This is a genomic window from Bacteroidales bacterium (genome assembly GCA_018334875.1).
Lineage (GTDB): Bacteria > Bacteroidota > Bacteroidia > Bacteroidales > UBA12077 > JAGXLC01.
The window spans coordinates 1-22,109 of sequence record JAGXLC010000022.1 but is presented as its reverse complement, the minus strand read 5'-3'; the positions used below and the strand labels follow the sequence as shown (position 1 = coordinate 22,109).

Sequence of the window (22,109 nt, the reverse complement as noted above, 5' to 3'; positions counted from 1 at the left end):
AAGTTAAGCAGTTAACAGGCCATATACGTCAGCAATCAAAAACCTATGTAAAGGGCCTGGCTGGTTCCCTGGACAGTGCGCTGGCTGCCGGTACGGCACAGCACATACCCTTCCCTCATTTATTTCTGCTGAGAGACAAAGAAGAAGCCGCCTATTTCTATAACGATCTTCAGAATCTTTTATCCGATCAGGACGTATATTTTTTCCCTTCTACTTTTAAACGGTCTGTCCGGTTCGGCCAGGAAGATCCTACCAACATCATACTCAGAACCGGCGTACTGAACGCGGTAAGAAACAACGAAAGCGCATTAATAATCAGTTACCCGGAAGCCATTATTGAAAAGGTAGTAAAAAGAAAAGAACTGGTAAAAAATACGCTTGAGATCAACAAAGGAGAAAAAATTTCTTCGGATTTTCTGAATGATATGCTGTTTGAATACAATTTTGAGCAGGTAGATTTTGTTTATGAGCCGGGCCAGTTTTCAGTACGGGGGAGTATTGTTGATATTTTCTCGTTTTCAGATGACCATCCCTACCGTATTGACTTTTTTGGTGAGGAGGTGGAATCCATAAGGAAATTTGACGTTGAAAATCAACTTTCTGTTCAGAACCTGAACAAAGCCGTAATACAACCAAAACTACAAGACGGGCATTCAAAAGAATCCGAATGGCAGTCATTTTTCGAATATCTCGACACAAAAACGGTAATCTGGGTCAAAGAATTCGACTACATTTCCGGCCGCATTGCCGAGCTTTTTGATAAGACCATTGAAAGTAATCCCAATCAGAATATTGACTCCTACATCATAACAAAATCACATTTTGAAGAACAAATCAAAGGGTTCCATTGGGTCGAAATTGGTTACAAAGGCCATTTCCCGGAGTCAAATACTGTAACGTTCAATTCCTCACCTCCACCGGCTTTCAACAAAAACTTCGATCTGCTGTCAGACAATCTGATCAAAAATCAGGAGCAGGGATATACCAACTACATACTGTCCAATAATGAAAAACAAATTGAAAGGTTAAAAGCCATCTTCGAGGACATCAACCCAAACATCCGGTTCACTCCCATTCTGGAAACACTGCATGAAGGATTTATTGATCATGAACTTCAAATCTGCTGTTATACGGATCATCAGATATTCGGACGTTACCACAAATTTCACATCAAGTCGGGTTTTTCACGGAAAGAAAGGTTGAATATTGAAGAGCTTAATAAGCTTCATCCCGGTGATTATGTAGTTCATGTAGATCATGGCATCGGAAAGTTCGGTGGACTGGAGAAAATAGAAATTAACGGCAAAACACAGGAAGCCATCAGATTAATTTATAAAGACAACGATATCCTTTATGTGAATATCCATTCTTTGCATAAAATCTCCAAATATAAAAGTAAAGACCTCACACCTCCGAAAATATACAAGCTGGGCTCCGCAGCCTGGAAAAATCTTAAAAACAAAACCAAAAACAAGGTCAAGGATATCGCAAAGGAATTGATCCAGCTTTATGCACAGCGAAAAGAAAAAAAAGGATTTGCCTTTTCCGAAGACACCTATTTACAGCACGAACTGGAATCTTCCTTTATTTACGAAGACACGCCCGACCAGCTTGCTGCAACCAAAGCCAGCAAGCAGGATATGGAAAAAGAAACACCGATGGACCGGCTAATTTGCGGTGATGTAGGCTTTGGCAAAACGGAGATAGCCATCAGGGCAGCATTCAAAGCCATTACTGACAGCAAACAAGTAGCCATATTGGTGCCGACGACCCTCCTTGCTTTCCAGCATTATCAAACTTTCTCCCGGAGGCTTAAAGAATTCCCCGGTACAGTGGAACATATAAGCCGCCTGAGAGGTCATAAAAAACAAAAAGAGATCAAGGAAAACATCGCCGAAGGCAAAACGGATATTGTTATTGGAACCCACAGGCTCATCAGCAAAGATATCCATTTTAAAAATCTCGGACTCCTGATCATTGACGAGGAGCAGAAATTCGGGGTAGCAGCCAAGGAAAAACTGAAACAGCTTAAACTCAATGTGGATACATTAACACTTACAGCAACACCTATCCCCCGAACGTTGCAATTTTCGCTGATGGGAGCCAGAGACCTTTCCATTATACACACTCCACCTCCCAACCGCTATCCAATCATTACGGAGGTTCATACCTTTAATGAAGACATCATCAGAGAAGCCATACACTATGAATTTGAAAGAAACGGCCAGGTTTTTTTCATCAACAACCGGATTCAAAATATTTATGAAGTGGAAAAACTGGTCAACCGCCTTTGCCCGGATGTTAAAACTGTTGTTGCCCACGGGCAAATGGAAGGATCCAAGCTGGAAAAGATCATGCTTGATTTCATCAACCATGAATATGATGTGCTCATTGCTACCAGCATCATCGAATCAGGCCTGGATATTCCCAATGCCAACACCATGATCATAAATGAGGCCCAGAATTTCGGCTTAAGCGATTTGCATCAGCTCAGGGGAAGGGTAGGACGATCCAACAAAAAAGCTTTTTGTTACCTGCTCGCTCCTCCTTTAACGGCAGTAACACCGGAAGCCCGTAAAAGACTGAAAGCAATTGAAGAATTCTCCGAACTGGGAAGCGGTTTCAATATCTCCATGCAGGACCTTGATATAAGGGGAGCAGGAAACTTACTCGGCAAAGAACAAAGCGGATTTATTGCCGATATAGGCCTTGAAACCTATCAGCGGATACTGGATGAGGCTTTACAGGAATTAAAGGAAAACGAATTCAAAGACCTTTTTCAGGAAGAGAAAAAAGAAGATATTAAAAAACAAAAAGTCGAGCAAAGATTTATTCAGGACTGTCAAATTGAAACCGATCTCGAAATTCTCTTTCCGGATGATTACATCCCCAACATATCTGAAAGAATTAACCTTTACAGAGAGCTTGACAATATAGGAAATGAGCAACAACTGAAAGCCTTTGAAGAAAAACTGGTGGACCGGTTCGGTGCTCTTCCAAAACCCACACAGGAATTACTGAATGTAGTAAGATTAAGATGGCTGGCTATTGATCTGGGCTTTGAAAAAATCCTTATAAAAAACAATACCCTGATCATGCATTTTATTTCGAACCAGGAATCACCTTATTACCAGTCTCCCGTCTTCAGCGGCATTCTACGGTATGTGCAACAAAACCAAGAATTATTCCAGATGAAAGAAGGGAAAAAACTAACCCTTACTGTACAAAATATCAATAATATAAATAAAGCACTCAAAATGCTCAATGATATGAAAGAAAATTTATAAATTTGGCATGCTCATAGAGCACTGATCAGCATGAATTTAGCCGTAGACATAGGAAATTCCGCCGTAAAAGCAGGAATATTTAAAAATGACAAACCCTTCCGGGTTATGCGGTTTAATCATGATCTTTACCAAAAGATTCTTGATCTTGTATTGCAATACAAGATAGAAAATGTAATCATTTCATCGGTCAAAGAATATAGCATACCCGGAGCAACAAGACTAAAGCAGTATTTGAAACATTATATCGAGTTATCCTCCAAAACATTGTTGCCCGTAAAGAATTGTTACCAGACCCCCGAAACGCTTGGCAAGGACCGAATTGCAGCAGCCATTGGAGGCATCTCACTTTACCCCGGTTGCAATATTTTGGTTATAGATGCAGGAACAGCACTAACCTTTGATTTCGTAAACAAAGACCAGGAATATATTGGAGGAAACATTTCGCCCGGTTTATCTATGAGATACCGGGCCTTGCATCAATTCACAAACAACCTTCCTCTTCTTCAGAAGGAAGAAGATTTTGAACTGCTGGGAGAAAATACAAACAAGGCCATTATAAGGGGAGTACAAAATGGTATTATTTTTGAAATGAACAATTATATTGAAAGTTTATCCGTTAGAAACGGAAACTTAACAACAATCTTAACAGGTGGAGATAGTAATTTCTTTGATAATAAATTAAAATATCCCATCTTTGTAGAACCGGATTTAGTCCTTATAGGACTTAATAAAATACTGAAATACAATTTATATGCGCATTAAATGGATTTTTATCATACTGAGTCTGGCGTTATTTTACAGCATAAACAGCTACAGCCAGAAAGGCATTTATTCACCCTATACCAGATACGGCCTGGGAGAAATGGTTGATCAAAACATGGGCAATACCATGGGATTTGGCTCAATTACTTCAGGCATCCGAATGAATGATGTGATCAACTATTCCAATCCAGCTTCCTACACAGCTCAAGATACCAATTCCTTTATATTTGATGTAGGTATCAGTGCCAACGCTTCATTACAAAGATCTTCCGATGACCAGATTACCCGCAGGGCGTTGGGGTTTGATCATCTGGCCATAGGATTCCCCGTATTCCGTTGGTGGAAAAGCAGTATCGGCATAGTGCCCCTGAGCCAGGTAGGCTATCATGTTAAAACTACTACCAACCCAAATGGTATAGATGAAATGGAGAACCGCTTTGAAGGAGAAGGCGGCATCAGGCAGTTTTATATTGGTAATGCATTCGATTTGACAAAAAACCTGAGCGTGGGGGTGAATTATTATTATCTGTTCGGAAATACCACCTATAATTCCACTGCTGCATTGCCTGAAGATCCTTATAGCGGACTCTTCCAAAAGGATTTAAATTTTCACTTAAGAGGAAGCCGCTTTCAAACGGGTCTTCAATATGAATTCAACCTTTCCGAAAACTCTAATCTGACTTTGGGTGTTAGTCACGATTTAAGCACGAATCTGGATTTAGAAAAATCTTATGAATTTTTCTCATTTTACCAGTATAACGATAACCAGGGAGTTACCAGACAAGATACGATTGACAGGATTCAGCAGACTAAAGATTCAAAATTCCAATACCCACAGGGATGGAGCGGGGGTTTTGCTTTACAAGGCAGAAAACTTATTTTTGGTGCAGATTTCGAATACCAAGACTGGTCAACACTTGAAGAAGAATTTGACAACCTTTCCGATAGTTATTCATTGCGCGGTGGAATGCAATACACCCCCGATGAAGAGGCCCTGGGAAGCTATCTGCAAAGAGTTGATTATCGGCTGGGGGCTTTCTATAAACAATCCTATCTCAATCTAAATAATCAACAACTGAAAGATTTTGGCATAACATTTGGATTGGGTTTACCGTTGAGATATAATAGAACAAAATTCAATATTGCATTGAAGCTGGGAAGAAGAGGCACAACCAGCGAGAATCTTATAGAAGAGAACTATGCAATGGTTAATTTTAACATTACGTTTCAAGACTTCTGGTTCATAAAACAAAAATATAGATAATAACTAAAATAAATGAGTGATGATGAATACATTAAGAAAACTATTCCTGTTTATTTTTTTGATCAGCCTTCTTCCTTCGCTCCAAGCTTTCGGACAAACCGGAGCAGAGGAAGGATCTAAGTTTGGAAGTGGGAAAGACAGCATTCGCTGCCTCAAAAATCTTTCCCTCTATGTAGAATATTATAGACAGAATAACTATGAAGATGCCGTTGAACCATGGAAAGTGGTATATAACGAATGCCCGCGTGCCTCAAAGAACATTTATCTTCATGGAGAAAATATGATCAAAGACGCCATCGAAGATGCCGAAGACGAGGATAGAAAGAAGAAATTTCTGGATAGCCTCATGAATCTGTATGACAAAAGGATTGAATATTTCGATCAGGAGGGCTACGTTACGGGTAAAAAAGCACTTGACCTGCTCAATCATGGAGAGAAATCGGCTGAAAACCTTAAAAAAGTGTATGATCTGCTGGCTAAGTCAATTGATATGAGAGGAGAAGAATCAAGTGCGGTAGTACTGGTAAATTATATGAATCTCTCCAATAGCTTACATAAAAATGGCATAATTGAGGACAAACAAATATTGGACGACTATTCCTTAACATTAAAATTAGTGGAAAGCCAGCTTGAAGAAGATCCGGACCATAAAATTTTGACAAGAGCCAAGGAGACAATTGATAAAATATTTGAAAACAGTGATGCCGCTACATGCGAAAACCTGATCTCCCTATATAAACCCAGGTTTGAGGAAAATAAAGAAGACCTTGAGACAGTCAATAAAATTATCGGGTTGTTGACTGATGCCAAATGCACCGAAAGCGATTTGTATCTTAATGCCAACATTCAGTTAAACAAGCTCGAACCGGATCCCGATATTGCTCATCATATTGCAGAATTATTCTACGAAAGAGAGAATCTTGATAAAACCGTGGAATATTATAAAAATGCAATCGAACTCGAAGAAGATGATAAGAAAAAAGCTGATTATTCCACAGAACTGGCTACCTTAGCTTTTGAAGAACGCGAAGATAAAGTTACTGCAAGAGAATATGCGAGACAAGCCATAGAATTCAATCCTGACAATGGCAGGCCTTACCTTCTTATCGGAAGATTGTATGCCGAGTCCACCGAAGAATGTGGCGAGGAAGAGTTTGAACAAAAAGCGGTTTTATGGGCTGCTGTAGATAAATTCCAGAAGGCCAAACAAGTTGATTCCGATATTGCCGATGAAGCCCAGGGTTATATCGATTCGTACAGACCGCGTTTTCCCGATAAGAAAGATATATTCTTCCAGAATTACGAAATTGGAGACACATACCAGATAGGATGCTGGATCAATGAAACGACAACTGTTAGAACATCTGAATAAACACAAAAATAACCTTGAAAAGTTCAGAAATACAATAATTCCGCTTTTGTGCGGAATTATTGTATTTTTTTCAGCCTGTGAGAACGATATAGAGAAAGTTAAACTGATGCGGCAGGAAAGCGATTTCCCCGATCAGTCGATGAAAAATGCAGAAATTAAACATACAAGCAACGGCCGTTTAAAAGTAAAAGTCACTTCACCGGAAATCAACCGCTATACGAGCGTTGAAGATCCTCATACCATATTCCCCCATGGTTTGAATGTCCGCTTCTATGACAGTACCATGACCGTTGAATCACGAATCACTGCAAATTACGCTATTTATCACGAGGAAGACGATCGCTGGGAAGCTAAGAATAACGTGGTAGCCATCAACAGTGAAGGAGATACGCTGAATACAGAGTACCTCATCTGGAATCAAGACAAAGAAATAATCCACACCGACCGATATGTAAGAATTACCACTGAAGATGGTATTATTCACGGAAGAGGCTTTGAAGCCAACCAAAATTTCACCAACTGGAGTATCAAGAAGACAACCGGAACAATCGAAGTGGAAGATGAGTAAAAAACCCCTTCACTTTATGGAAGTTGTTTGGCTGCTTGTAGCGCTTCTATGTTTTATACTGGGAATCAAGGCAGTCATTGAAAATCACCTGAGCAACAGTTTGATATTTTTCCTTTTTACAGGAATTGGGGTTACCATGTATGCTTTTCGCAGACATCTCCGGAAAAGAAACTCATAATAACGAATTTACCTTTATGCTGAAAAAGAAGCCGAAAGATTTACATAAAAATCCAAAAATTTCTATCTTCGTAGCTTCGAAAAAGCTAATAATAAAAACATTTAAATAAAAACTTGAATCAATGGCTACACTTGAAAAAATAAGAAACAGAGCGGGAGTACTTGTTGGAGTAGTTATCGGATTGGCATTGCTCGCTTTTGTGCTCGGAGACCTGTTCAGGGGCGGAGGTTCAGCCATGAGAGGCGATAGATTTGAAATCGCAGAAATAGGAGGAGAATCCATATCATACCAAAATTTTCAGAGAGAAGTGGAAAGACTGGTAGAAATCAATAAAATGTCGCAGGATCAGACGTCAATCGATGCAGAAACCCGTGAACAGCTAAGGCAACAGGTATGGGAGCGGCTTACCCGGGAACATATCATGAGCAATATATATGAAGAAATGGGTATTGGGGTCAGCTCCCAGGAACTTTGGGATATGGTTCAGGGAGAGAATATACATCCCATGATTCAGCAACTTTTTACCAATCCGGAAACAGGTCAGGTAAATAATATGGCCATAATAAGATTTCTCAAAAGCTATAACCAGGATCCCTCGGGCAAAACAAAGACTTACTGGCTTTATCTCGAAGATCAGATGATAAGAGAAAGGAAATACACCAAATTCAGTAATCTTATTAACAAAAGCCTCTATCTAACTTCCAGTGAAAGCAAAAAACTTGCAGAACTAAATGCCCGGAATGTAGATTTCAATTTCGTACTGCAACGTTTTAACAGCATTAGTGATGATATGATTGAGGTGGAGGAATCGGATCTGAAGGATTATTATGACAGCCACAAACAGCATTATAAACAATCTGCAAGCCGTGATCTGGAATATGTTACCTTTAACATTGAACCCACAGAGAAGGATATAGAAGCGGCCAGGGAATATATATACAATTCGGTTGAAGATTTTAAGAATGCCGGTGAAACTGCGGAATTTGTCAATCTGAACAGCGATAATCCTTTTGACGATACGTATTACAAAAAAGAAGAACTTTCTGATTCCATTGCTGATTTTATGTTTTCGGCCGAACCAGGTGATGTTTATGGCCCTTACCGGGAAGATGAGGCATTTAAATTATCCAAACTGATGGATATCCAATATCTGCCTGATTCTGTCAAGGCCCGTCATATATTGATCCAGCCGGACAGAAATCAAAGAAACATTCAAAATGCAAAAAATCTGGCTGACAGTCTGATGCAGGAGCTGGAGCAAGGGGCCAGCTTCAGCCAACTGGCAGAGCAGCATTCGGCTGATCAAAACACAGCGCCTGATGGCGGAAACTTAGGTTGGATACAGCAGGGTGAAATGGTAGAAGCCATAACGGATACGGCATTTTTTGCACAGCCCGGAGAAATCAAACTGGTACAATCACAATATGGTTTTCATCTGCTGGAAGTTACCGAAAGAGGAAGAGAGACCAAAAAGGTCCAGGTAGCCACACTGACAAGAAGGATCGAACCCAGTTCGGAAACCTATCAGAAAGTATATTCCAGGGCAAGCCGGTTTGCCGGAGAGCTAAGTTCTTTTGAGAATTTTACAGAGGCCGTGCAGGAAAACGAGCTTACCAAAAGAACAGCCAATAATGTTCAAATCAACTCCAACACCATACCGGGGCTTGAAGATGCAAGAAACCTGATCAGGGCGGCATACGATACCAAAGAAAACCAGTTAATTACCAGCGATAATGACCCCATCTTTGAAATAGGGGATAATTTTGTGGTGGGTTTTGTAACCGAAATCCGAAAAGAAGGCATTGCCCCCTTCGAACAGGTAAAAAGCAATATCAGGGTTACAGTGACCAGAAACAAGAAGGCTGAGAAAATACAAGATCAATTCAATGAAGCCATGCAAAATGCCGGTTCGTTGGAAGAGATTGCCGATCAATTGAATCTGGAGATCATGTCAGCCAATGATGTCAACTATTCTACCTCCGGAATTCCCGGCGCCGGATCAGAACCCAAAGTGGTGGGTGCAGCTATGGAATTGGAGGAAAATCAGCTTTCCTATCCTATAGAGGGAGAAAATGGAGTGTACACCCTTCAGGTTACCAACACAACCTCTACAGGAAGTACTACTCCGACCATGGTAAAACAACAGGAAGAGCAAAGAATTCGGCGCACTGCGCCTTACGAGGCATTTACAGCGCTTAGGGAAGCCGCGAATATTGAAGACAAGAGATACAAATTCTATTAGGCGCTTAAAGCGCAACTTGAACCAACATGTTGTTCAAACTTAATCTTATCATTGGTTTCTTCCGCGAAGCGCTTTTTTTCAGGCTTGTCCTGAAAAAACGTAGGTGCTTACCGGCCAAATTCTTGCTTTTTTTGGCAAAACTTGCCCGGTAAGATACTGTGGCAAAGTCGGTAGTAAAAATTAACTCGCTGTTATCCAGCTTAGAAAAATTACTCTCTGAGCTTTAACCCATGAATTGCTGTATCCTCTTTAAAGCTTCAGCAAGTTCTTCTTTTTCTCTGGCAATATTGAAACGGATATAATGGGTGTGCCTTTCTGAAAAATGCTCTCCGGGGATTACTGCTACCTTTTGCTGGTCATACAAATCGATGGTAAACCGGAATCCATCCTCCCATCCTTCAGGTAAAGCTGCCCAAATAAAAAATCCTCCGCCAATCGAAGGAACATAAAAGCCAAGTTCCTCCAATCCCTGTTTCATAATATCAAACCCATCTTTCAATTTTTTTCTCAGACCTTCAACATACCCGCTGCCCCAATTGTCCTTTTTTATATATTTCACAATGGCTTCCTGCAAAATCGAAGGAGCACACAAACCCGTATAATCGTGTGTCGATTTGATGACCTGCATATGTTCCTGCGATGCAATCATATATCCTATTCTCCATCCGGTAATGGAGAAAATCTTTGAAAAACTGTTCACATAAAACATACGTTCACTGAAGCTACTTATGGGATGATACGGAGGTTTATTGTAATACAGTTCCTGGTAAACCGCATCTACAACAATAAAGATATCTTCCTGACGCGCAAGCTGATCCAGTGCTTCAATCTCCTCTTTATTCCAGATTTTCCCAAAAGGGTTACCCGGCGTATTCAAAAAGATCACCTTTACCCGATTGGCTCTGCAAGTCTCATTAAGTTTGTCAAAATTCACTTTTCCGTCGTCCTGAAAAGGAAAGGAAATAAATCTGTCACCAAAGATCGCCGGCAGTTTTTTATAGCTTTCATAAACCGGTTCAAAAGCCAATGCTGAATAAGGTTTATCAAGGATATGATTAAAATAGGTGTATAACAAGGATACCGCCTCTGTAGCCCCGTTGGTGATCAAAAAATTTTCCGGTTCAAATTTACCGTACTGCGAATATTTTTCTAACAGCAGATTCAACAGGTCATTGTTGCCGTCACCGGGTGCATATTGATGGATCGCTTCGAAGGCCAGATCGCTAAGGTGTTGAAGCAATTCCCGGGGTGGCTGAAAGCCTGGTATTCCCTGGGCCAGATTGATTCCTCCCTGCGATTTTACCTTGTTGCTCATAAAACTAATGTAGGAACCGGTTGGCTTCTGATATTTATTCATAATCCTTTCCTTTATCTTTTTCCATATTTTTCCTGGACAATCCAAACCGTTCTTTTTCCACATTTCCGAACGGTTCTGTATGAACCATCACATCGTAAGTATGTCCAACTTTTTCGGCAATATTTTTTTCCACTTTCCGGGCAATCTTATGGGCCTGGGCCACTTTCATCTCAGGGTCCACCTCTATGTCGAGGGAGATGACATACTGATCGCCATGCTTCCGCAGCCTCACACGGTGGGGATGTGCAGCGCCTTCTGTTTGTTCAACCGCTTCAAAAATTCTAAAATACACATTGGAATCATCTACCCCGTCCATGAGCTCCACATTACTCTCCATAAAAATTGAAAAGGCCTCCTTCATAATCCAAAGACTGATTACCATACCGGTTATCAGGTCAAGAAGCGGCAGATTTAACTGATAGGTAAAAAACAATCCCAGCAATACAGAGAAGGAGATCAATATGTCATTTCGCATGTTTTTTCCACTTGCAATCAACATTTGGCTATTGATCCGTTTACCGGTTTTCAGGTTATAAATATAAAGGGCGGCCTTTGCAAAGATTGAAATAATAGTAACATACAAGGCTATCAGGGAGGGAATCTGATGGGGGTGATTTTGGACAATTCGCATCAACGTAGTGTAAAAAAGCTGAGCACCAACAAAAAACAATATAAAACTCAGTACTTTGGTAGCTATAGCTTCAGCCCGCTGATAACCATAAGGGTATTTATAATCAGGGGGTTTACTAATAATTTTTGAAGCATAAAAGCTGACCACAAAAGTCAGCACATCTGAGGCGGAATCCAGTCCGTCACTTATCACTGCAAAACTTCCTGAAATAATCCCGATTATGATTTTAGCGGCAGATAATAGTGCATTGCCCGCAATACCAATAACTGAAGCTTTCCTTATTGATAAGGATCTGTTATTCATCACATCTACCTCAATTGAACTTTAACCGCCGAAATTACTTCAAATTGTCATGCAGACAAAAATTGACCATGATTGTTAATGATCCGCTTTCATATAAGCAATTTCACGTTCATTGTTTTGCAATATCCTTTTATCCTGAATTTATTCCTTCAGCTTTGAAAACAGCAATGAATTAAATATCAGCTTATAATCTGCATGCGTCGAGGCTCTGAACTGAGGTTTGAAAGAAAACAGTATCAGTTCACCTGCGCCTTTTCTTACCCAAACCCAGGCAGGTTTTTCCGCTATTTGTGTCTCTTTCTTTGCAAAACCGCTCATTAAAATCTCCTCTTCGGGAAAATGGCCCAACACCCTTCTATTCATATCGAATATGGGTCTGCTGGTAGAAAAAACCGGATCTCCCCTGTAAAAAACTCCCGTTTTATCAGGCATACCCCTGTTGAATAATTTTTGGTTATCAAGATTGACCTGCACGAAAGAACCGGGACAATAAAATCCTTCTTCCTTTATGCCATCGGCAACGTTTTCAACCGGTAAACTGAATTCTTCCTTTTCATCTTCATTGAGCTGAATGGTTTGCTTGCCCATGAACAATTCAGTTGATCTTCCCCAGCTTACAATCTTGCCCCCTTGCTGAACAAATTTCATTACTTTCTGCAATCCTTCCTCTTCCATACCCTTGGTATATTCAGGGGGATAATTACTCATCCGGTAACGGTCTTCGCTTTCGTATTTGCCCTTTAACAGCACCGATTTATTTGCATCAGGAAATACAATTATATCGTATTCATTCAATGCTCTTTCCTTAACCTCTCCGGGATGAATCACATCAAAAGGAATATGATAGTTGTCGAATATGTAACGGGTCCAGCCTGCATCCATATCATGCTGATGGGTTTCCATTAGGGCAATTTTCGGGAAACCGACCCCGGCACCCTCTAAATTGGTTTTTTCTTCAACAAAAACGGGAGGAACCTCCAACTGTTCGATCAGATCATTCAACTCATCCCTGTTTTGATTTGAATAAGGAACGATGAAAGCCCCTTCTTCAATGGATGTATTGTCTGCCTTGACATTGTGGCTTACATAACTGACCGGCAGGTCCATTTCATCAGCCAGAAAAGCGGCTTTATAGCTTTCATTATTGCTAACAGGGAAAACGACAGCCTCATATTCGTCTGGTACAGATTTATTGATGCGATAACGTCCTTCCAGCTTTTTAAGTGCATTTTCCAATGGTTCTGATCTCACATCAATTTCATCACATGCTACTCCTCTATGTAAAGGTAAAGACCAGGAAGTGATGTCATAGGGTTTAATCATCTCTCCACCTGGGGTATAATGTCGGACAGGAAATTTCTGGCGTTCCATTACTTCTTTTATAAAAGGCCGGAAAGGCTGCGCCAAAGGGATAACCACATCGCCGGCGCTGTAACGGCGATTGTTTATTTCTACCGGTTCTTGTAAAATATATCGCTCCACACCATGATCATCCAGAAGATTGACCAAGTTCACCAATTCGCTTTTATCATGTTGCTCCCGGGGCATTATGTAATAATAAGGCTTTTGACTTTTGCCTTTATTCACCTCATCCTTACACATATCATTACGAAACTCCAGAATATCTTCCTTATGGTTGGCACACGACTTGATGATCGACATGGTGGATACCACCTCATAATCCATGATATCGCTCAATTTCCACCATCCTCCATCCCATGGTAAAGGCATATTGATGCTCTTTTTATATTCGGATAACCCTTTACCCCAAACGGAAAGTTCATTCTCTTCCACATAAATGGGTGTAGCATGATCTACACTGGCAGACTCGGTAAGAAAACCAATCACATTTTTCCAGATACAGGTTTCCGTGGAACCCGGCCAGTAGTTATCAAAAGCATAATGCTGGCTTACTCCTGCCAGCTCATTGCGTGTCATATCCTTGATCATATTCATCCCAAAGATACCGATCCAGTTCCATATCCCGGCATCTATATTTTCAGCTATGGGATCGTGATTGGGCGGTACGAAATACCTCGGACCGGTAGAACCCATCTGGTGCTTTTCTACCATAACCTGTGGAAACCATGTATGGCTGAAAATCCTGGAGATCGCCCTGTTGTCTTCCTGGCTCAGGGTAACGAAGTCCCGGTTATTGTCGTGCCCCACATACTTATGATAAACGCCGGGCATAGAACTGCCTTCATACTTGGTATTCTTGTATTTTTTGTAATGGTTGACAATCATGTCCATTCCATCAGGGTTATGGCTGGGAACCATCATATAAACCACATCTTTCATCCAGCCAGTAGTATCAGGATCCTGGGTCGTTAAAAGCTTATGAGTTATTAACGGAGCGGCTTGCGAGGGGCCTACCTCATTGGCATGCATAGACAGGGTAGCCACAAAAAAAACTTTGCCGTCCTGAACGTATTGCTTGCGTTTCTCTTCACTTAAATTATGGTTAAGGGCCAATTCCCTGTTTATCTCCCTCAACTTATCAAGATTTTTAATGTTATCGGGATGAGAGAAAAAAGCTACATACATAGGCTTCCCCATGGGGGATTCGCCTATCTGTTCCAATTTCAGACGTGGAGAAGACTTCTCCATTTTTTTCATATAGCCGATAAGCGACTCATAGTCAAAAAGCATTCTATCTGCTCCGGGCCTGAAGCCGAAATGCTCTGAGGGTTTAACTATATCTTTCTGGCTGAAGGCCGATAGGGAAAAAAACAGCAATACAACCGTAAAAACTGATTTAATGGTGTATGAACGATCTTTCATAGACGAAAAAATTAAAGGGTGTAACAAATATATGGGATCAAAAATAATGAATTTCGTTTAATACGAATATAAAATAAAAACGGCTGGTACCTTTTACCAGCCGAAATAGATACTTATGTAATAGATTTTATTGATTATTCAGGGCCTCCTGTAATTCATCGGTGAGTTCCAAATTGTGATATACATTTTGTACATCATCGTCCTCTTCAAAAGCATCTACCATCTTCATCACTTTCAGAGACGATTCAAGATCCAAAGCTTTTCGCGCCTTAGGGATTTGCTGTAAAGATGCATTATCCGGCTCTATATTCAATTCTTCCAGTTTTTTCTGAACGCCTCCGAAATCTTCTTTTGCCGTTGTTACGGTAAGAAAATCATCTTCCACTTCCAGGTCTTCAGCGCCGGCATCAATCAGCTCAAGTTCCAGCTCTTCCAGATCCATATCTTCTTTTCTGGGTATGGTAAAAATACCTTTCTGGTCGAAAAGATAGCTTATAGATCCATTTTTACCCAGGCTACCGCCATTTTTGGTGAAGATTGATCTGATACTGCTGACGGTTCGATTTCGGTTATCTGTCAGGCATTCTACAAATATGGCTACACCTCCCTGCGCATAGCCTTCAAAATATACCTTTTCCAACTGATTGCCGTCACCGGAGGCTTTTTTTATCGCTCTTTCGATATTTTCCTTGGGCATATTCACACCCTTGGCATTCTGGATGGCCATGCGCAGACGCGAATTGGATTCAGGATCATTTCCCCCCTCTTTAACAGCAACACTTATTTCCTTTATTATCCGTGAAAATATCTTGGCTTTCTTTGCATCCTGCGCTTCTTTTCTTCGTTTTATATTAGCCCATTTACTGTGTCCTGCCATATAACAACACCTTTTTATTTAAGTATTTTATGATGATGCAAAAGTAATAATTTTGTACTTTACTTCCCATTTAACCAACACGTTTATCCCCGGTAATATTATCTGCAGGTTGATATGAATGGTTTACCTATGTATTGGATGAAAAGGCTATTGTAGTATAAGTACCTTACCGGTCAAATTCTTGCTTTTTTTGCAAAACTTGCCCGGTAAGGTACTAATATTCAATTCCCGGAAAAATGTCAACAATCTTCCTCATAGCTTGTTATAAAACAAACGCCAACCCAACAATTGATGAAGGTTGGTTCCAAAGAAAATCTGCCAAAAGTAGATATTTATCGGGCTATACGTTTGTTCATGCCTTTAAAAATAAGATGGTGTATGGGCCATAGCGCATACCAATAAATCCTTCCCCATAGGCCCTTGGGCCGGAAAGTGGCTATCTGGTATAATTTATTTTCCCGGATACTGAATTCCAGCCAGGCTTCCCCCGGGAGTTTCATTTCTGCGTAAAGCAGGAGCCTTTTATCTTCTTTTGAAGCATAAAGTACCCTCCAAAAATCCAGAACTTCTCCCGGTTTAATCACTTCCTGGTTTTTTCTTCCCCTGCGTAATCCTACACCACCAAATGTTTTGTCTATTATTCCCCGAATTTTCCAGAGGAAATTACCATAATACCATCCGTGGTTCCCTCCGATCGACCAGATCCTGTCAAGCGTTTTTTGCTCATCTTGTACTTCCTGCATCTTCATATTTTTAAAGCACCCATAGGTAGGCACCTTGAGCAATTTGGCGGTCTCAATTGCAAGCGTTTCCCCGTTTAATGCATCGGTCCAGCTTGACACAACCTCTTGCTGTTCAATCTTATCGAATGCCAGTCTTAGCGCTTCTTCATAGGTTAGCAAATGATCATTAAACCACTCAGGCAATCGGTTTTCACGGCAAGTCACCTCCACTTTCATACTGTTTACCAAATTAATTGCCAGCTTATAAGAAGTAGAAGTCACAAAATAAAGCCAGTAGGAAGACAATCTTGGAGTCATAACCGGTACAGTTAGGATATACCGCTTAAGGTTCCTGAATTTGGCAAATCTCAGAAGCATTTCCTTATAGGTAAGTACTTCGGGACCTCCAATATCAAAATGATCATCAAAAGCTTTTTCAAACAGGAGGACTCCTTTCAGGTAATGGATTACATTGCTGATGGCAATGGGCTGGGTTTTTGTATCAAGCCATTTCGGTGCGACCATAACGGGAAGTTTTTCTACAAGGTCGCGGATGATTTCAAAGGAAGCACTGCCTGAACCTACAATGATACCAGCTCTGAGAGTAGTCAGATGATAATTTCCCGAAGCCAGGATGTTTTCTACCGCCCTCCGGGATTTCAGATGACTGGATAACTCTTTTTCATTAACAATACCACTGAGATATATGACTTGTTTCACCCGGGTCTCACCCAAGCGTTGCTTGAAATTTTCAGCACATGTTTTTTCAATCTCATTAAAATCATTGATTGAAGCAGACATGGAATGAATAAGATAGTAGGCAACATCAATATTTTTCGGAATACGTTCAAGTGTAGAATAATCGGTGAAATCTGCCTCTACAACTTCTATTTTCCCGGATGAATAATCTTCCGGATAAAACCTGTTCCTGTCGCGAACCACACAAACAACTTCATGTCCATCTTCCAGTAAAACAGGCAACAAACGCTTGCCAATATAGCCGGTCACCCCGGTTAACAGAATTTTCATGGTTCAGTTTATTAGTTCCTTAACCAATCTTTTAAGGACTTTTACCATAAACATATCAAATCGTTTATTGTTTAATTTTGGTAACCGGGTACAAAACAATGGAGCTACGGTACTTCATAGAGACAATTCTTTCTTATAATGATGCGTTAACAAAGAGACCATAATAGAAAATATTTACAGGGCAACCTGTGATTTTTTATTTCATTGGTTTAATTTTGTGACTATAAATGAAAAAGGTATTTTGAAAAAGGAGTAGTGAGGATGAGTGCATCAAAACCCAAAAAATTCTACATAGAAACCTATGGATGTCAGATGAACGTAGCCGATAGCGAAGTGGTAAAATCCATTATGAATGAAGAAGGCTATGAACTGACCCAAAACATGACACAGGCAGATGTGATCCTGGTAAATACCTGCTCAATAAGGGAGAATGCCGAGCAAAGGGTATGGGGCAGACTGAATGTATTCAGACAAATGAAAGAACAAAAGCCGGATATCAAGGTAGGCGTAATAGGCTGCATGGCGGAACGGTTAAAAGAAAAACTGATTGACCGGGAGAAAAGCGTGGATTTGATATTGGGTCCTGACGCTTACAGGTCTCTGCCCAATATATTGGAAACGGTGGATTCCGGGCAGAAAGGGGTCAATACCATCCTTTCCAGAGAAGAGACTTACGGAGATATTGCACCGGTAAGAACGGACAAAAATAATCTGTCGGCTTTCATTTCCATCATGCGGGGTTGTAACAACATGTGTTCCTATTGTATTGTGCCTTTTGTCAGGGGCCGGGAAAGAAGCAGAGATCCCGAAACCATCTACAGTGAAGTGCATGACCTCAGCCAAAAAGGCTACCGGGAAATAACCCTGATCGGCCAGAATGTAGATTCCTATAAATGGAAACATGAAGAAGGTACTCAACGATTCGCAGAGCTTCTGGAACAAGTGGCCGGCATAGATCCCGAAATGCGCATACGTTTTGCCACTTCTCATCCGAAAGATCTTTCGGATCAGGTGTTGAAAACGATGGCCAATCACCCCAACATCTGCAAACACATTCATCTGCCTGTTCAATCGGGAAGCACCAAAATACTTAAGGCCATGAACCGCGGATATACCAGAGAATGGTATTTAAACCGCATTGATGCCATACGCCGATATTTACCCGATGCTGAAATCACCACCGATATCATGGCAGGCTTTTGTACGGAAACGGAAGAAGATCATAAGGCAACACTTTCTCTTATGGAATATGTTAACTACGATTTTGCTTACATGTTCAAATATTCTGAAAGACCAGGAACAAGAGCGGCCAGAAAAATGGAAGATGATGTGCCGGAAGATACCAAAAAACGAAGGCTTAACGAGATCATCGAACTTCAAAATCAGATAGGATCTGTTAATAAGAAAAAATCTACTGGAAACAATTTTACGGTACTTGTGGAAGGTACCTCAAAAAAATCTAACGACGAATACTTCGGGAGAAATTCCCAGAATCAGGTGGTGGTCTTCCCAAAAGACGGCCTCAAACCGGGAGATTTTGCCAAAATAAGAATAGAGGATTCGACACCTGCAACATTGCGGGGAAAAGTAATAGAAGATTAAAGGTTTCCAAAATTTACTCAAGTTCCGGGTCCCGGGTTTCGGTTATTGTTCGGGTATTGTAAAATATAAAATGATTTAATCCATGACTGATAGGCCAAAAGAATTCCGCGAGTATCGGGAAAAAATGAACCACAAATTACAGCAAACCGACAACAAAGTAATCAAGCGCATCATGAACCTGGACACCAATGCCTATATGAGCGGGGCATTGAATTCCGAAACCAAGGAAATGCTGGGGCTGGTGGCCTCAATGGTATTGCGTTGCGATGACTGCATCAGTTACCACCTGGAGCAATGCCATAAAGAAGGCATTTCCAATGAAGCAATGTACGAAATATTTTCTATTGCAAATTTGGTGGGTGGTACCATTGTTATCCCTCATACAAGAAGGGCTCTGGAATATTGGGAGGCGCTTAATGAAGAAAGCCGTTAAAGTACTTTCATCATAAAGCGCACAAAGACTATTAATTGTGGTTGTTGGCCTTGATATTGAATACGTTATCCAACTGCATCACCTTGATCAGTTCCATTGCGCCGTGTGAAACATGTGCCAGTTCAAAATTCGTATTGTTGATTTTCGCATTTCTGAGTACATTCAGCAGCGTTTCAAATGCGTAACTGTCAATAAATGATACATTATCCAGGTTCAAAATTACATTTACTTCCGGTTTCTTCACGTATTCCATCAGTTCCTGTTCAACTTGTTTGGCATTATACACATTGAACTTGTCAATTTCTCCAAATGACAAGTAATACTTATTGTTGTATTGCTCAACTTCCAACATGGTGCTTATTTGTTATTTTTTTTGGAACGCCATTCCGTAAAGGTATTCGATAACAATATTTCTAAACGAAACCGGGGGCAAATTTATTAACAAATCAAGTCAAATTTTAGCCTGCACCCTTTATTTTTAATTATTCTAAATATCAACGGAAATCTAACCCGAATTATTCCAGCTTTTATTTTTTATCATTAGATTCCATAATTTGGATATGAAGCTCTTTCAATTGCTCCGGGGAGATTCTGGAAGGTGTATTGATCATCAGATCACGGCCCGAATTGTTTTTGGGAAAGGCAATGAAATCCCGGATTGAATCAGAACCTCCCATAACAGCGCACCACCGGTCGAACCCAAATGCAATGCCCCCATGTGGTGGAGCGCCGTATCTAAAAGCATCCAGGAGAAATCCAAATTTTTCGTTGGCTTCTTCTTTGGAAATGCCCAGTGTATAAAACATCTTTTCCTGCAACTTACGGTCATGAATACGAATGGAGCCTCCGCCAATTTCTGCCCCGTTGATGACAAAATCATAGGCATTGGCCCGCATCTTACCAGGGTCACTATCATAAAGCGGAATATCCTCATCTTTAGGTGAAGTAAACGGATGATGCATGGCCACATAGCGGCTTTCTTCCTCATCCCATTCCAATAGGGGAAAATCTACAACCCAGGCAGGGGCATATTTCTCCGGATCCCTTAATCCAAGTCTATTTCCTATCTCCAGCCGCAAAATACCCAAAGCCGTTAAAGTATTAACCCTTTCTCCGGCAAGAATCAGCAACAGATCACCGGGACAGGCACTCATGGCTTCAGCCCACTTTTTCAAATCTTCCTGTCCGAAAAACTTATCCACTGATGACTTCAGCGTTCCATCCTCATTATATTTTACGTAAACAAGCCCTTTTGCTCCAACCTGGGGCTTCTGGACAAAAGCGGTGAGCTCGTCGAGTTGTTTCCGGCTATAGGAAGCACAGCCTTTGGCATTGATTCCACCTACATATTCTGCATTGTCAAAGACCTTGAAACCTTTTCCCTGAACAATACCGGTGATATCCGATATTTTCATATCGAACCGGAGATCGGGCTTATCGGTACCGTAATAATTCATGGCATCGTCGTAAGTGATCCGTGGGAAGCTTTCATCGTAATTGTAATTGTTTATTACCTGTAATAAGTGTTTTGCCAGTCCTTCAAATGTATTGAGCACATCTTCCTGATCGACGAAAGTCATCTCGCAGTCAAGTTGTGTGAATTCCGGCTGCCTGTCGGCACGGAGATCTTCATCCCGAAAACATTTGACGATCTGGAAATACTTGTCATAACCGGCAATCATCAACAACTGTTTAAAGGTCTGCGGACTTTGGGGAAGGGCATAGAATTCACCGGGATTCATCCTTGAGGGAACCACAAAATCCCTTGCTCCTTCAGGGGTGGACTTGATCAGGAAAGGCGTTTCCACCTCCAGAAAGCTCTGTTCATCCAGGTATTTCCTGATCTCCTGGGCCATCCTGTGGCGAAGCATCATATTGTTCTTCAGGACCGCTCTTCTCAGATCCAGATACCTGTATTTCATCCTGAGCTCTTCACCGCCGTCCGTCTCATTTTCGATAGTAAACGGAGGAACTTCGGAACGGTTGACTATCTCAAGCTCACTGGCAGAGACCTCAATGTCGCCTGTAGGCATTTTGGGGTTTTTGCTTGTCCGCTCCAGCACTTTGCCCGTAACCCGGATGATATATTCACGGCCCAGTTCCTTCAATTTTGATGCAATGGCTTCAGGAGTGTGCTCATCAAATACCAGTTGTGTGATGCCATAGCGATCGCGCAAAGTAATAAAAGTCATTCCGCCAAGTTCCCGGATTCGCTGGACCCACCCGGTGAGGGTTACTTCCTGGCCGGCCTCCTCTATCCTCAGCTCGCCACAGGTATGGGTACGATACATGGATATCCTTATTTTAAAATGAGACATTACAAACGTTGCGAAGATAGAAAGTTTTTCATGAATTTATTATATTTGCATTATTGAAATAAAAACGGGGTATTAGCTCAGCAGGTTCAGAGCGCTACCTTGACAGGGTAGAAGTCGGTGGTTCGAATCCACCATATCCCACAAAATCTTGTAGAGACGCACGGCCGTGCGTCTCTACAAGATTTTGTCCTCTTCTGCCATATAATTAGTGTTTGTCCATAAAGTAAAAGAAATTTGAAAGAGTCTCGTCTAACCCGAATAATTCAAGAATTATTCCTGTCTCCGACAGCGACTAAGGTTCACTAAAATTTTTTTCAAAAATTTAAGTTCACCTAAGTCGGGGTTAATACCGCCTTGCGATACAGGCTCTGCATTTTATT

The 22,109-nt window shown here is 41.0% G+C and carries 16 protein-coding genes and 1 tRNA gene; 10 read left to right on the top strand and 7 right to left on the bottom strand.

What is annotated here, in order from left to right; genetic code table 11:
• The first annotated feature begins 80 nt into the window (after positions 1-80).
• The 7 genes from mfd to KGY70_03555 all read left to right on the top strand — a co-directional run bounded on the left by mfd (position 81) and on the right by KGY70_03555 (position 9,673).
• Entirely contained in the window at positions 81-3,287 is a 3,207-nt protein-coding gene (gene mfd, locus KGY70_03585) for a transcription-repair coupling factor (GenBank protein ID MBS3774248.1), read from the top strand.
• 30 nt (positions 3,288-3,317) lie between these two features.
• Positions 3,318-4,049: a type III pantothenate kinase gene (locus KGY70_03580; protein MBS3774247.1), complete on the top strand. Its 732-nt coding sequence runs from the start codon at positions 3,318-3,320 to the stop codon at positions 4,047-4,049.
• The gene (locus KGY70_03575; protein MBS3774246.1) at positions 4,039-5,313 is read left to right on the top strand and encodes a hypothetical protein; all 1,275 of its coding nucleotides are present in this window, start codon (positions 4,039-4,041) and stop codon (positions 5,311-5,313) included. Before KGY70_03580 ends, KGY70_03575 begins: the two co-directional genes overlap by 11 nt.
• 19 nt (positions 5,314-5,332) lie before the next feature.
• On the top strand, positions 5,333-6,685 hold the full coding sequence (locus KGY70_03570) for a hypothetical protein (GenBank protein ID MBS3774245.1): 1,353 nt from the start codon (positions 5,333-5,335) through the stop codon (positions 6,683-6,685).
• Positions 6,654-7,253, top strand: a complete 600-nt coding sequence (gene lptC / locus KGY70_03565) for an LPS export ABC transporter periplasmic protein LptC (GenBank protein ID MBS3774244.1) — start codon at positions 6,654-6,656, stop codon at positions 7,251-7,253. The genes KGY70_03570 and lptC overlap by 32 nt, the downstream gene beginning before the upstream one ends.
• Positions 7,246-7,431, top strand: coding sequence for a hypothetical protein (locus KGY70_03560; GenBank protein ID MBS3774243.1), 186 nt, complete (start codon positions 7,246-7,248; stop codon positions 7,429-7,431). Before lptC ends, KGY70_03560 begins: the two co-directional genes overlap by 8 nt.
• Positions 7,432-7,552: 121 nt before the next feature.
• On the top strand, positions 7,553-9,673 hold the full coding sequence (locus KGY70_03555) for a SurA N-terminal domain-containing protein (protein ID MBS3774242.1): 2,121 nt from the start codon (positions 7,553-7,555) through the stop codon (positions 9,671-9,673).
• A gap of 223 nt (positions 9,674-9,896) precedes the next feature.
• Here the strand turns inward: KGY70_03555 and KGY70_03550 are convergent, their stop codons facing one another.
• The 5 genes from KGY70_03550 to KGY70_03530 all read right to left on the bottom strand — a co-directional run bounded on the left by KGY70_03550 (position 9,897) and on the right by KGY70_03530 (position 17,376).
• On the bottom strand, positions 9,897-11,030 hold the full coding sequence (locus KGY70_03550) for a pyridoxal phosphate-dependent aminotransferase (protein MBS3774241.1): 1,134 nt from the start codon (positions 11,028-11,030) through the stop codon (positions 9,897-9,899).
• The gene (locus KGY70_03545) at positions 11,023-11,964 is read right to left on the bottom strand and encodes a cation transporter (protein ID MBS3774240.1); all 942 of its coding nucleotides are present in this window, start codon (positions 11,962-11,964) and stop codon (positions 11,023-11,025) included. Before KGY70_03545 ends, KGY70_03550 begins: the two co-directional genes overlap by 8 nt.
• A gap of 141 nt (positions 11,965-12,105) precedes the next feature.
• A complete protein-coding gene (locus tag KGY70_03540; protein MBS3774239.1) occupies positions 12,106-14,748 on the bottom strand; it encodes a hypothetical protein in 2,643 nt (880 codons plus the stop codon).
• 127 nt (positions 14,749-14,875) lie between these two features.
• Positions 14,876-15,625: a YebC/PmpR family DNA-binding transcriptional regulator gene (locus tag KGY70_03535; protein MBS3774238.1), complete on the bottom strand. Its 750-nt coding sequence runs from the start codon at positions 15,623-15,625 to the stop codon at positions 14,876-14,878.
• Between the two features lie 332 nt (positions 15,626-15,957).
• Positions 15,958-17,376, bottom strand: coding sequence for an SDR family oxidoreductase (locus tag KGY70_03530; GenBank protein ID MBS3774237.1), 1,419 nt, complete (start codon positions 17,374-17,376; stop codon positions 15,958-15,960).
• A 261-nt stretch (positions 17,377-17,637) separates the two neighbouring features.
• Between KGY70_03530 and miaB the strand changes: the two genes are divergently transcribed.
• A complete protein-coding gene (gene miaB / locus KGY70_03525) occupies positions 17,638-18,978 on the top strand; it encodes a tRNA (N6-isopentenyl adenosine(37)-C2)-methylthiotransferase MiaB (protein MBS3774236.1) in 1,341 nt (446 codons plus the stop codon).
• Between the two features lie 82 nt (positions 18,979-19,060).
• Positions 19,061-19,411: a carboxymuconolactone decarboxylase family protein gene (locus KGY70_03520; protein ID MBS3774235.1), complete on the top strand. Its 351-nt coding sequence runs from the start codon at positions 19,061-19,063 to the stop codon at positions 19,409-19,411.
• A gap of 31 nt (positions 19,412-19,442) precedes the next feature.
• Here KGY70_03520 and KGY70_03515 read toward each other — a convergent pair whose 3' ends face one another.
• Together KGY70_03515 and aspS are read right to left on the bottom strand one after the other, a co-directional pair.
• Entirely contained in the window at positions 19,443-19,763 is a 321-nt protein-coding gene (locus KGY70_03515) for an STAS domain-containing protein (GenBank protein MBS3774234.1), read from the bottom strand.
• 175 nt (positions 19,764-19,938) lie between these two features.
• Positions 19,939-21,702: an aspartate--tRNA ligase gene (gene aspS / locus KGY70_03510; protein ID MBS3774233.1), complete on the bottom strand. Its 1,764-nt coding sequence runs from the start codon at positions 21,700-21,702 to the stop codon at positions 19,939-19,941.
• A 93-nt stretch (positions 21,703-21,795) separates the two neighbouring features.
• Here aspS and KGY70_03505 point away from each other — a divergent pair.
• Positions 21,796-21,870: transfer RNA gene (locus tag KGY70_03505), tRNA-Val, on the top strand.
• Positions 21,871-22,109: the final 239 nt, after the last annotated feature.